At 40.7% G+C, this 13,313-nt stretch carries 9 protein-coding genes; 1 reads left to right on the top strand and 8 read right to left on the bottom strand.

The annotated features are described in order from the left end of the window. The first annotated feature begins 158 nt into the window (after window positions 1–158). On the top strand, window positions 159–1,349 hold the full coding sequence (locus HT730_RS06285) for a ferric reductase-like transmembrane domain-containing protein (protein ID WP_173307121.1): 1,191 nt from the start codon (window positions 159–161) through the stop codon (window positions 1,347–1,349). A gap of 318 nt (window positions 1,350–1,667) precedes the next feature. Here HT730_RS06285 and HT730_RS06280 read toward each other — a convergent pair whose 3' ends face one another. From HT730_RS06280 to HT730_RS06245, 8 genes are all read right to left on the bottom strand, one after another. After that, window positions 1,668–2,549, bottom strand: a complete 882-nt coding sequence (locus HT730_RS06280; RefSeq protein WP_001018997.1) for a class II fructose-bisphosphate aldolase — start codon at window positions 2,547–2,549, stop codon at window positions 1,668–1,670. Between the two features lie 140 nt (window positions 2,550–2,689). Further along, window positions 2,690–4,018, bottom strand: coding sequence for a sensor histidine kinase VncS (gene vncS, locus HT730_RS06275; protein ID WP_173307120.1), 1,329 nt, complete (start codon window positions 4,016–4,018; stop codon window positions 2,690–2,692). Further along, window positions 4,015–4,671: a response regulator transcription factor VncR gene (vncR, locus tag HT730_RS06270; protein WP_173307119.1), complete on the bottom strand. Its 657-nt coding sequence runs from the start codon at window positions 4,669–4,671 to the stop codon at window positions 4,015–4,017. The genes vncS and vncR overlap by 4 nt, the downstream gene beginning before the upstream one ends. Window positions 4,672–4,834: 163 nt before the next feature. After that, a complete protein-coding gene (locus HT730_RS10515) occupies window positions 4,835–8,794 on the bottom strand; it encodes a hypothetical protein (RefSeq protein ID WP_240151471.1) in 3,960 nt (1,319 codons plus the stop codon). 322 nt (window positions 8,795–9,116) lie between these two features. Beyond that, window positions 9,117–10,496 (bottom strand): ABC transporter permease subunit Vex3, encoded by a 1,380-nt coding sequence (vex3, locus tag HT730_RS06260; protein WP_173307118.1) that lies wholly within the window; start codon window positions 10,494–10,496, stop codon window positions 9,117–9,119. A 55-nt stretch (window positions 10,497–10,551) separates the two neighbouring features. Then, window positions 10,552–11,199, bottom strand: coding sequence for an ABC transporter ATP-binding subunit Vex2 (gene vex2, locus HT730_RS06255; RefSeq protein ID WP_000173725.1), 648 nt, complete (start codon window positions 11,197–11,199; stop codon window positions 10,552–10,554). A gap of 12 nt (window positions 11,200–11,211) precedes the next feature. Further along, a complete protein-coding gene (locus HT730_RS06250) occupies window positions 11,212–12,489 on the bottom strand; it encodes an ABC transporter permease (protein WP_173307117.1) in 1,278 nt (425 codons plus the stop codon). 146 nt (window positions 12,490–12,635) lie between these two features. Further along, a partial coding sequence (locus tag HT730_RS06245) for a DUF1542 domain-containing protein (protein WP_173307116.1) occupies window positions 12,636–13,313 on the bottom strand: 678 nt, incomplete at its 5' end.

The raw sequence follows: 13,313 nt of genomic DNA, 5'->3' as shown, positions 1-13,313 counted from the left end.
TTTTCATTGAGTATAAACAGCCACTCTCCAGTTCAATTGGAGAGTTTTTTGATGAGAGTAGATATTTATAGACCTCAATTTGACACCATACTTTTTCTATGATAAAATGTAACAAATTTGTTTACAACAAATCAAATCTAAATGAAATGGAATTTTCTATGAAATCAATCAAAGGACTACTCTTTATCATAGCTAGTTTTATCTTGACTATTTTGACTTGGATGAACACTTCTCCCCAATTCATGATTCCAGGACTAGCTTTAACAAGCCTATCTCTGACTTTTATCCTAGCCACTCGTCTCCCCCTACTAGAAAACTGGTTTCACGGTTTGGAGAAGGTCTACACTATCCACAAATTCATAGCCTTTCTCTCCATCGTTCTACTAATCTTTCATAACTTTAGTATGGGCGGTTTGTGGGGCTCTCGATTAGCTGCTCAGTTTGGCAATCTTGCAATCTATATCTTTATCAGCATCATCCTTGTCGCCTATTTAGGCAAATACATCCAATACGAAGCTTGGCGATGGATTCACCGTCTGGTTTATCTAGCCTATATTTTTGGACTCTTTCACGTCTACATGATGATGGGCAATCGTCTCCTTACATTTAATCTTCTAAGTTTTCTTGTTGGTAGCTATGCCCTTTTAGGCTTGCTAGCTGGTTTTTATATCATTTTTCTATATCAAAAAATTTCCTTCCCCTATCTAGGGAAAATTACCAATCTCAAATGCTTAAACCACGATACTAGAGAAATTCAAATCCATCTTAGCAGACCTTTCAACTATCAAGCAGGACAATTTGCCTTCCTAAAGATTTTCCAAGAAGGTTTTGAAAGTGCTCCGCATCCCTTTTCTATCTCAGGAGGTCATGGTCAAACTCTTTACTTTACTGTTAAAAATTCAGGTGACCATACCAAGAATATCTATGACAATCTTCAAGTCGGCAGCAAAGTAACACTAGACAGAGCTTACGGGCACATGATCATAGAAGAAGGACGAGAAAATCAGGTTTGGATTGCTGGAGGCATTGGGATTACCCCCTTCATCTCTTACATCCGTGAACATCCTATTTTAGATAAACAGGTTCACTTCTACTATAGCTTCCGTGGAAAGGAAAATGCAGTTTATCTAGATTTGCTCCATGACTATGCTCAGAAAAATCCTAATTTTGAACTCCATCTAGTAGACAGTAGGAAAGACGGCTATCTTAATTTTGAACAAAAAGAAGTGCCCGAACATGCAAGCGTCTATATGTGTGGTCCTCTTTCTATGATGAAGTCACTTGCCAAACAGATTAAGAAACAAAATCCAAAAACAGAGCTTATTTACGAAGGATTTAAGTTCAAATAACCACTCATACTCCCCTGAGAATTCTAGGAGAGTTTTTTATAGCCAAATGAAATAAGACCGGAGCGATGCAATTTTGGCATTCAAATCAATTGATAAGAATGTTTTATAGTGGAATGAAATAGGATACGAACAAATTGATTAGGAAAATCAAATGAATTTATAGAAATCTTTTAGCAGTCATGACGTCCTATTCCAGTTTCAAAACGCTATAGAAGCAGCATTGTGCTAGTCTAGTTTCAGTTGACTATACCAAAACGAGTAGCTTGAAATCAAAAAACCCACCCAATGGGCAGGTTCTGTATGTATTATTCAGCTAGATTAAGCTTTACCTTCTGAACCGAATACGTCGATACGTTCTTCAACTGATGCTTGGATAGCTTTTACACCGTCAGCCAAGAATTTACGTGGGTCGAAGAGTTTTTTCTTGTCGTATTCTGCTTCGTTTGCTTCGTAGTCACGAGCAAATTTACGAGTTGCGTTAGCGAATGCGATTTGGCATTCTGTGTTAACGTTAACTTTCGCAACACCAAGTTTAATAGCTGCTTGGATTTGTTCATCAGGAATACCTGATCCACCGTGCAATACGATTGGGAATCCTGGAAGAGCTTCTGTCAATTTTTGCAAGTGATCAAGGTCAAGACCTTCCCAGTTTGCTGGGTAAGGACCGTGGATGTTACCGATACCAGCTGCCAAGAAGTCGATACCAGTTTCAACCATTGCTTTAGCATCTTCGATTGGAGCCAATTCACCTTTACCGATGATTCCGTCTTCTTCACCACCGATAGTACCAACTTCAGCTTCTACTGAGATACCTTTAGCGTGTGCTTTTTCAACAACGTCTTTAGCCAATTTAAGGTTTTCTTCAACTGGAAGGTGTGAACCATCAAACATGATTGAAGTGTAACCAACTTCGATACACTCAAGTGCATCTTCGTAGTGACCGTGGTCAAGGTGGATAGCTACTGGTACAGTGATACCCATTGATTCAACAAGGTTAGCGATCAAGTTGCGAGCAACTTTGTAACCACCCATGTATTTAGCAGCACCCATTGAAGTTTGGATCAAAACTGGAGCTTTTTTAGCTTCTGCTGCGCGCAAGATAGCTTGAGTCCACTCAAGGTTGTTTGTGTTAAATCCACCAACTGCATAACCGTTGTCACGAGCTGCTTGGACAAATTTTTCTGCTGAAACGATTGCCATTTTATCAGGCCTCCTGTATATTTTTATGGGTCATCCCATTTACATTGTTCATTTTATCACTTTTTGACAAAAAAATCTAGTTTTTCCCGCAGTTTCGATTGAATTTCTTCTAGCTTCATCTATGTAAACCCTTTCCATCCCTAGTCTTGGGCGACTTTTGGAAAAGCTATGAAGAAAGTCAAACGATTCTCCTTCATCTCAAAACGATAAGGTAATTTTTCATGTTCTAATAGACTCTTGACCACAAAGAGCCCCATCCCAGAACCCTTGGCCTTGCGACTAGCATTGTCAGAAAAAGATTGGGCTAGTTTTTCTTGTTCTTCTGGACTACAGCTATTTTCTATAAAGAGTTCCCCTTCTCTTTCTCCAATGCGGACCAAGCCGCCTGCAACAGAGTGCTTGATAGCATTGCTGATGAGGTTAGACAGAATCAACTTCATGACTGATGGATTTAGATAAGCCTGCTGATGGCTTAAGCTATTGTCAATCTGAAGTTCTCTTTCCTTCGCTAGCAAAGCATAATCCTTGACTAGAGTTTGCGTCATCTGGTGTAGGTCAATTGTTTCCCTATCATCTCTTAATTCCTGCACAGAAGAGAGGGAAAGTATCTGCAGAACATGGTGATTGAGCTCATCCACAATCCCCAAGGCTACTCCCAGATAACGGTCTCTATCCTTATAACGACCGACATTTTCTTTCATGTTTTCGATCAGGATTTTCAAACTAGCCAGCGGTGTTTTCAATTCATGAGAGGCCCCTCGTAGGAATTCGACCTTCATCTTTTCCAGTTGGAGAATAGCTTCATTCTTGTCATGCAAATCCGCAATGACAGTCAAAAGATGCTGGTAGAGGCTATTGATTTGTTCCTTGAGATCACCAATCTCATCCGTAGAGTCCACGCGCAATCGCACTTGGGCATCCAAATCCATCATCCGTCGGGTCACCCGCTTGATTTCCAAAATCGGGGCAACAATGGTCCGAGCATAGATGTAGGCCACCAAGAGGGAAATTAGAAAGGATGCCAGCAAGGTATAGGGGAGAAATTGGAGACTAATCTGCTCTGCTTCCTTTTGCAAATCCATGGAAGCTAGAAACTGGAGAGTCATGATGCCACCGTCTTGCGTTTTCACCTCCCGCTCCTCGATAAAGAGGGAGGTAGTCTGGCGGTCTGTGTCCAGAGGAAGATTGTCCTTGACTTCTAACTTGTCCTCAGTCATCTCGCCCTTGACAGCCCCCTTAATCTCACTAGTCTGGGAGTACAAGTCTAACACTTGCTCGATACTCTGCCTATCTTTCCCTTCTAGGGACTGGGCAATGGCTGTCGCTTTCTGACCAATGGTTTCCTGACGATGACTCAGATAAGTCGAGGGAAAGAGAAAATAAATGGCTAAATGAAGGCAAATTACCAGAACACTAAAAATCGAGAAGGTATAGATAAATATCTTTGTAAACAAACCTGTTCGTTTCATTTTCGCTCCAATTTATAACCAACATTGCGCACAGTGAGGATGCAGTCCAAGTCTAGCTTTTTCCGTAATTCCTTGATATAGACATCAATGACACGGTCAAAGGGAACCTCATCTGTCGCTTTCCATACGGCATCGATAATCTGAGATCGAGTCAAGGCTCGTCCTTCATTTTTCACTAAATAATCAAGAATTTCCAACTCTTTAGCATTGATAGCTACTTCCTCACCTGCTAGGCTTGCACTGTAGCTTTCAAAATCCACCCTCGCATCCTTATAAGAGAAGACTCGTCCCATATCATAATAGCGCTTAAAAATCGCGTCTACCCTCACTTTTAAGAGGGAGAGGGAGAAAGGTTTTTCCAGATAGCCATCTGCCAGAGAGGCAAAGGCACTCATCTTGTATTCTTCATCCTGAAAGGCGGTCAGCATCAAGACAGGGACTTGGCTGGTTTTGCGAATCTCAGCTAGGACTTCTAGGCCGTTAAGCTTGGGCATCTGGATATCCAGTAAAACCAAGGCTACCTCATAGCTAGAAAATTGCTCCAGAGCTTCTTGACCGTCCGCCGCCTCAATGGTTTCATAACCACAATCCGTCAAATAATCACTGACCCCCTCACGGATCATCTCTTCATCTTCTACAATTAAAATTTTCATACTTTAACTGCTCTCTATTTTTTATTTTTCTTAGAATAAATACCTACTCTATTTTTATTATAGCCTCTTACTGGCCTTTTGTCTGTAATCAACTGACCACTAGATAAAACAAAGAGAGCCTATCGCTCTCTCTGCTCATATTTCACTCCCTATGGAATGAAAATTATTTAGTTGCTTTTGAAAATGTTACAACGTAGTTATAATCTTTCCCATTAGCTTGATAGACATAGTCCTCTTTGAAAGTATAGCCACGTTCACGTAGTTTATCTTTCATAGCATCAACTTGAGTCTTGACAGCTTCTTTCACCTGTTCGTTAGTTGAACCAGCTGCGACTTCAAGAGGGGTTCCATTGATATCTCCTAGAAAACCTGCAATATCCTTCATTTTATCAAAGTTATAAAATACATTTACTTTGACCTTTTGAGGAGCTGGCTGTTCTAGACTTCTACGATTTCTACTAGCGCGTGGTTGAACTGCTGGAGCCATTCTGAAACCTGTGGTTCCTACTGGCTGTGTTTTGGATTCTTTTGTGAATTCTACAACATAATCATAGCTATCTCCACCCTCAACGATTTGATCCAAGTCTGTTGTGGACTTAACTGTAAAGCCTTGTTTTTTCAGTTTCTCAATTTGTGCTTTTGTTTTTTCTACAACAGCTTTTTTAATATCTTCTTTAGTTGCATTACCTGGTAAAGTTAAAAGATTATTTTCTCCTACTTCACCTAATGCTCCAGCTATATCTTTAAGAGCTGTTAAATTATAGTAGATATTTATTTTTTTAGTTTTATTAGATAAATCTCTTTTTACAACTTTTTTAGCTCTAACTTGAACTTTTGGTGCAATTCTAAATCCTGTAGTTCCTGTTTTCTCTTTAGTGAAAGTAACTACGTAGTCATAATGAGTTGCATCTGCTTGATCAATACCCACAAAGTACTCATCAGAAATTTTGTATCCTTTGCTTTCAAGTTCTGCTTTTTTCTTATCTATTCTTGCTTTTAAAATAGATTTCAAAGCTTCACCAGAGACATCTTTTGGTATGTCTACTTCATTTTTACCACCTAAATCATCAAAGAATCCAGGAATATCTTTCATACCATCAAAATTGTAATAAATAGAAACTTTATTTTTAGGTTCATTTACACTTCTAGGACGACGAGTTACTCGAGGTTGGTAAGTTCCTGCACTTCGAAAGCTGGAATTACCAGTTGCAGAACTATCCGATGTTGCCACAGGTTGTGTTTGTGATGAATCTTCAGATAAGGACGGCTGAGAAGATGGATTGCTAGAAGTTAGTGCACTGTTTGCGACTGTACTATTTTCATCGATAGTTGTACCACCAGCATGACTTTCGATTGGTTTCTTGAAATCAGGACTGGCATATTCTGCACCTGGAGTTTCTATTTTATCTAGTTCTGTTTCGTATTCATCTACCAACTCAGCCTGTTTATTTGTACCTTTCTCGTTTTCGAGTTTTTTATGGTACTCTTCAGTAAGTTTTTCCACTTTTTCGCGTGCTTCTTTTTTCTTATCATTACTTAAATTACTGTTGCTAATCTCAGCTTCTTTTGTAACCTTACGCTCATTAATCGCCTCTTTGTTACTGTCTTTGGTATATTCTTCTAAAGTCTTCTCTGAACCATTATGTTCTTCAGCCGATGCATCGGCTTGAGGTTTTTCTTCTTTCGATTCGGATTCTGCATTAGCTACTTCTGTTCCTTCAGTTCCTGTAATTCCTACTTCTTTTGGTGCCGATGTTGAGTCTACTGTCCCTTCAGTTGAGTTTCCTTCTTTTGGCGTTAGTGTATCGCCTGTTTCTGATGGTTGTTCTTCTACTTTTGACTCTTTTCCTTGATCACCTGTAGTTGTTGCTTCGGGTGTTGTGTTATCTGATGAATTTGTAACATCTGTTGATGAATTTGAATTGTTTCCTGTTGTATCAGTTTTTTCTTCTGCTACTGTTTTTTCTGATTCACCCTCGTTAGTATCCTCATTTGTAGAGGTTGCTGCTGGTTTAGTAGCTTCAGATGTTCCTGGTTCTTCAGTTTCTTTTTCTTCAGGTGTTGGGTTTCCTTCTGTTCCTGTTACTCCTGAAGTTGAATCCCCTTCTTTCGGAGCCGTATTTGATGTTTCATCCTTTGAATCTACTGGATTTGATGTATCTCCATTTTGATTAGTTGGTAGTTTATCCTCTTTTGGCGCTGTTGCTTCAGTTTTTGGAGCTGAAGTTTCAGGTTGTTCTGTAGTTTCCACATTTGAAGTAGTATCATCTGTTACCGGACTTGATGACTCTGAATTGCCTGAATCATTTGTAGCATCTGCAGATGGAGTATTGGAAGGTTCTGCAGTTGTTTCAGAGTTACCTGTTTCTCCAGCTGGCTGTGCAGTAGAATTGGTATCGCCTGAAGCAACCGGTGTTTCTTCACTTGGGGTTACCGGTGACGATGTTGAATCACTTGGTTTTGGAGCTGTTTCTTCGCTTTCTGTAGCTGCTGAACCTGATTCTGATGACTCTTCTGCTGTTGCACCTGGTGTAGCTACTTCTGAACCTGTCCCTGCTTCTACAGCTGGTTGCGTAGCTGTTAACTCACCTTCAGAGGCAGTTGATGAAGATTCAGTTGATGAACTTGAGTCAGCTGAATTACTTGTTGCACTTGATGAAGCCGTACCGTCTGTAGCCGGCTGTTCTTCTGTGACTGTTGTTTCTTCTGCTACTGGTTTTTCTGATTTACTCTCGTTAGTATCCTCACTTGTAGAGTCTGCTGCTGGCGCTGTTGTTGCTGGTTCTGTAATTTCAGATGTTCCTGATTCTTCAGCTTCTTTTAGTGCTACCTCTGGGTCTGTTGCTTTTGCTTCAGTTGATCCTGTTGAAGCTTCTCCTGTTGCTCCTGCTTCTTCTGAACCTGTTCCTTCAGGTGTTGATTCTACACTATCTTTCGGTTCAGTTGATTCCCCTGCTGTTCCTGAAGCTTCTCCTGTTGTTTCCCCTGCTTCTGCTGTTGCACCTGGTGTAGTTCCTTCTGTTTTATTTTCTTTTGGAGCTGGGTTAGCTTCTGATTCTTCAGTCTCTTTCGCTTCTTTTCCTTCTTCTGTTGTTCCTGCTTCATTTGGAGCTGGGTTAACTTCTGTTCCTGTTGCTCCTTCTGAACCTGTTCCTTCTGTTGGATTTTCTTTTGGAGCTGGGTTGGCTTCTGATTCTTCAGTCTCTTTCGCTTCTTTTCCTTCTTCTGTTGTTCCTGCTTCATTTGGAGCTGGGTTAACTTCTGTTCCTGTTGCTCCTTCTGATGCATCTTCTTTAGGTGTTGGAGTAGTTGGCTCTTCAACTTTCGGCGTTGGAGTTTCTGCATTTGGTACAGCTGGTTTCGCTACCTCTGGCTCTGCTGATTCTGTTGCCACTTCTGCGTTTGATTCAGCTGGTGTTACCACCTCTGGTGCTGTTTCTTTTGGTGCTGGTGTAGTCGCTGCGTCTTCTGCTTTTGGCGCTACTGGAGCTGCTGTTTCTTCTTTAACTTCTGGGCTTGTCTCTGCTGATGTTTCTGAGGCAGGCTCTTCACCTGATTCTTCCGCTCTTTCCACTACTGGTGCTGATACAGGCTGATAGACTGAGCTATAGTTCACAGTCATTTTTTCAACTTTCTCAGTGACATCTGTTAATTCAAAGGTAACAGCTTTTGTTTCCTGATCTTTCTTGAGCAAGACTTCGTAAGTGCGAACTTCGCCACTTGCACCACTTTCTTTGATGACAATCTTGTGTTTTGTGACTGTATCTGAAACCGTTTCAGCTTCGGTAAAGTACAATTCATTGTGTGGTAAGAATAAATTCTTGCCTGAAGCTTGATTCATTTCTTGGAGTACATCTACAGGGATATTGCTTGCTTCGCTGATAACACTTAATGTATCTCCCCACTTAATGACATACTTAAATAAATCACCTTCTTTTTGAAGGTCAGCTTTCACTTCCTCAACTGTTCTGGCTACCCAGACACCATCTTGTTCACTGGCTGACACAGTTGGAGCTAAAAAGCCCAGACCTAGCAAAATGACACCTGTCGCAACAATTGCACCTGTTCTCAATTTTCTAAAGCCACGGAGGGACAAGCTTCCTCTAACATTTGTTTGTCTCATAATGTTTATTTTTCCTCACTATTCTATATTTTCCAAGGTAGACCCTGCCTAGGTCTACTAGCCTATGTTTGCGATATGGATAGGCTTCTACAGATTTATCTATCTATTTTCAAGATAAGATTTCTATAGATTTTTATGCACAATTCCATATATAAGTTGCGAAACTCCTTTCTAATAAATTCCATAACCTTAGTATATCATATTTAAGTACTAAAGTACAAAGAAAGCAACTGAAAGCAATGATTTTCACCATTGCTTTCTGCTTCATTTATCATTTTAGAACTTTCAGTTGCTAGCTTCATTTTTCAGTCTGGCATCAGTATTATTCACCATCCAGCAAGAGCTCTTTTGGTTGTTTTCTAAGGAGATTGCTTGAAGCAAGCGCCATAACAAGAACCACTAGAACTAAAGCAAGGACAAAGACGATGATAAAGTCTGATGTCTGAATGGAAATATCTAGGCTTGACAAGGTCTTGTTAAAGCCATCTACTTCTGCACCACCACCAAGGTTAGAGGCTTGAGCCGCCTTGCTAGCCTGTTTGGCAACACCTGAAGTCACATTGGCAAGGACAGTGTTTCCAATTGCACGAGCTGTGTAGTTGGCTAGGAAATATGATGCAACAAGAGCTGGGATAGCAATCAAGATAGATTCAGTGATAAATTGACCCAAGATACTTGCCTGCTTGAGACCGATAGAGAGGAGAATTCCCACTTCCTTGCGACGGGCGTTGATCCAAAGGCTGAGCAAGAGGGCAAGGAGAAGAACTGAGAAGCTCAAGCTGCCCCAGAAGAGGAAATTGGCCATCTTGTACATACCAGATATGGATTGCTCAAGAGCTGGGTAGTTAGAAGAACTCTTCACCAGTGTGTAGCTCTTCCAGTTGATGCCACTGATACCATTCAACTCTTTCATGACGTCATCCAAGTTCTTGTCCGCTGTTACAAAGAAGGTTGCGTCCCCATAAATAGCAGTTTCTTCTGTATAACCATATAGTTTAGCAGCTGTATGGATGTCTGTGATAGCTGTGTTTTCGTAGAGTTCTTGTGAGTAGGTTACTGCCGACTTGTTGTGGCCATCAAAGAGTCCCTTGATTGTCACTTCAACTGTTTCCTTGGCCCCTTTTTCATTGTCAGCATCATAGACATTAGAGTCCAACTTGACCTTATCCCCTACTTTCCAGCCGTGTTTGGCTGCTAAGTCCTTGTGCATGAGGATCTTGTCCTTGTCGTCGTTTGTTAAGTGCTCTCCTTCGACTAGTTTATAAGAACCAGAGACAAACTTGTCTTCTTTAGAGGAGTCATTGACACCTGTAATCATCAAGCTACTTCCAAAATGTTTGGCACGGTCAGGAGTCAGATTTTTCTTGGTATCTGGCGTTTCGATAAGTTCATATCCAGTCAAATCTCCGATAGCGTTGATGCGTTTCACATAAGACTCAATGGCCTTATTTTCGGTGATTTTTTTGATATCTTCACCTTTAATATTCCCAGCACCACGAGGCGTTCCTTGATTGACGCGACGATTGATTTGCATGGAGAAGCTATTGGTGATATTTTTAAAGGTCTCCTGAGAAGCCTTGGCAGTAGCTCCCTTGATTGACAAGCCGACCAAACTCAAGCTCGCCATGAGGAGAATAATCAGGAAGATGACAATCGATTTGAAAAACTTCCTTGTGACATAGGCAAATGCGTTGTGTAACATAGATTCCCTTTCTAAATGTTGTTCTATTTTATAGTTCGAACAGAAAAAGCTCGTATTATTTCGTAGTATTGCGAGTTTCAGTCAGTTTCTTGTCCTTCAACTCAAGTGTAATATCTGACGCTTGAGCCACTTCTTTGCTGTGAGTTACGACGATGACACATTTACCTGTTTTCTGGGCAAGTGACTTGAGCAGTTCGACAATATCTCCAGCAGTTTTAGGGTCCAGATTTCCTGTGGGCTCATCAGCTAAGATAACTGGAGCTTCTGATACCAAACTACGAGCGATGGCAACACGCTGCTGTTGACCACCTGATAACTGGAGAACATTCCGCTTGATCTGACTTTCATCCAAACCAAGCTCAAGCAGTGTATCCTTGCTTGCCTTTTTGTTGACCAAGCGGATATTTTCCAGTGGAGAAAGATAATCTATCAAGTTATAATTTTGAAAGACCAGGGAAATATGGTGCATGCGATGGTAGGAATAGCCCTTCTTACGAATATCCTCTCCTTGAAAAAGGATAGAACCTTCAACAGGACTGTCAAGACCGGCAAGGAGGGACAAGAGAGTGGATTTCCCTGCTCCTGACTCACCAATAATACTGTAAAATTTCCCGGGTTCAAAATTATAATTGATCTGATATAAAACTGCTTCAGCAGTGTTCTTATAACGGTAGGTAAGATCTTGTAATTGTAATAAAGTCATGATTTCTCCTTCTTAACTAATAGATGATAAAATTTCTTTCGGCGATTTTCTAAATAAGAATAGGAAACAAAGGGCTACAGATAAGCAACTAAGCAGAACTAGAAAGACATAGGATTCTGCAAAAGATAAGATGCTAGTTGATAAACTGCTTGCTTTAGCTAGCGTGTCTTGTAAACTTGCCTGATCTCCACTTGCTAGTAGTGTTTGGAGTAGGTAAGATGTGATTGCGTTTCCTGCAACAAATGCCGGAAACAAAGCACCGATAGATACCAAAACCACCTCTAAACAGAATTGTAGGAAAATCGAGCTCTTGCCTTTTCCAAGTGCCAGTAAAATTCCCACTTCGTAGACCCTTTCTCTCAACCAGAGAGACAAAACAAGAATTAAGGCCCCTGCTCCTGCTATCAACATCCCATAAAGGAAAATGGTCAGAAAGGTTTGGAAGGTTGCAACTGAGTCTTTGATTTGTTCAAAAGCCTTGTTTTCCTTTTCTACTTGATAGCCTTGATTTTCCAAAGACAAGTTTTCTACCTGCTTCATGAGTCCGTCCATTTCCTTAGGATTTTCTACATAGAAGCGAGCTGCAGTGACTTGAAGTTCACCATTACCCAAAAGGCTTTGGCTACTTTCATAGTCTGTAAAGACTTGATTTTCACTGAAGTCAGAAGACAAGCCTGTAAATTTCTCCTGTTTTTTACCAGAGAAGATGCCGACAATTTCAAACTCGACAGTTTGTCCTTTACCAGCTTCTGACTGTCCAGCATCTAAGGTAATCTTGTCATGAAGCGAAAGACTATTCTTCTTAGCCAGCTCTTCGTGGATGATGATTTTCTTTGAATCCCCTTTTTGAAGGTGTCGCCCTTCTTTTAAGTTGAAAGCCGAGCTAGTAAAGGTGACATCTTTGGATGAATCCTCAAGAGCCGTTAAACTAACCAAGTTCTTGTCCGCAGCTGACAAATCATCACGCTCTACGCTCTGCTCACCACTCACCGCTTCCTTGTCTTTTAATTTTGCGACCGTCTCGAGTTCAGGAGAGGCATTTTCTAGTCCCTTAATCTTGCTTACAGATGCTAGGTCTGACAACTTGAAAGTCTGACCGTTTTCTATCTTTTTAATAGAAAAAGATGTATTGAGTGATTTGTAAAGATTGGTTTCCACTGTTTTGTTGGACTTCATCAGAGTCAGACAGGCTGAAATTCCGGCCAATAGGACCAATAAAATCAGAAATAAAATAAAACTTCTCAGTCGCTTTCTGCTGACATAAGCCCAAGCTCTTTGGATTGGATTCATTTGTTACCTCCATATTTGTAAGACTATTATAAAACTCAAATATGAAATGTTTATGAAATACGAAAAAATTTCAAAAAGAGCAACGGCTTTCACCGTTGCTCTTTCGAGTACTATTCTAGCTAGTTTCCGACTAGTCTAAGCTTAACTTATCTTAACTGAGTAAGAATAGCTTTGAGTTTATCAATCAACTCATCTTCTGTGTGGTCAGACTCTTTCTCATTGGCTAGGAAGGCAACTGCTTGAGCGAGAGTTTCTCGTGCTTTGTCGAGAACTTTCGCATCTACATTTGTAAGGTCGCTTTCTTGAAGAACCTTAGTCAATTCCTTGGTCAATTTCTTGAGTTCTGACTCTTTCTTGCGACGAGCGATGAGGAAGAGAAGGAGACCAAGAAGGGCGAGCAGGCCGCCAATCATCGTACCGTATGGAAGATGACCTTGCTCTTTGCTTGTTTCTTTCTTAGCGTCAGATTTCTTATCACCAGTTGGATTGATGTTATCGATAGCTGTATTGCCATTATTCTTCGCTTCATCTACCTTATCGTTAGTTGTCGCGTCGTCAATAGCTTTCTTAGCTTTTTCTGCTGCTGTTTCAACATCAGATTTCGCTTTGTCCTTCTCTTCTTTCGTCAAGTCGGTACGCTTATCAATCTCATCTTTCTTAGCTTCAGCCGCTTTGTCGATTTCTTTCTTAGCGTCAGATTTCTTATCACCAGTTGGGTTGATGTTATCGATAGCTGTATTGCCATTATTCTTCGCTTCATCTACCTTATCGTTAGTTGTCGCGTCGTCAATAGCTTTCTTAGCTTTTTCTGCTGCTGTTTCAAC

Source organism: Streptococcus sp. k-628 (assembly GCF_013277475.1).
Taxonomy (GTDB): Bacteria; Bacillota; Bacilli; order Lactobacillales; family Streptococcaceae; genus Streptococcus.
This window is presented reverse-complemented; position numbering and strand designations above follow the sequence as displayed.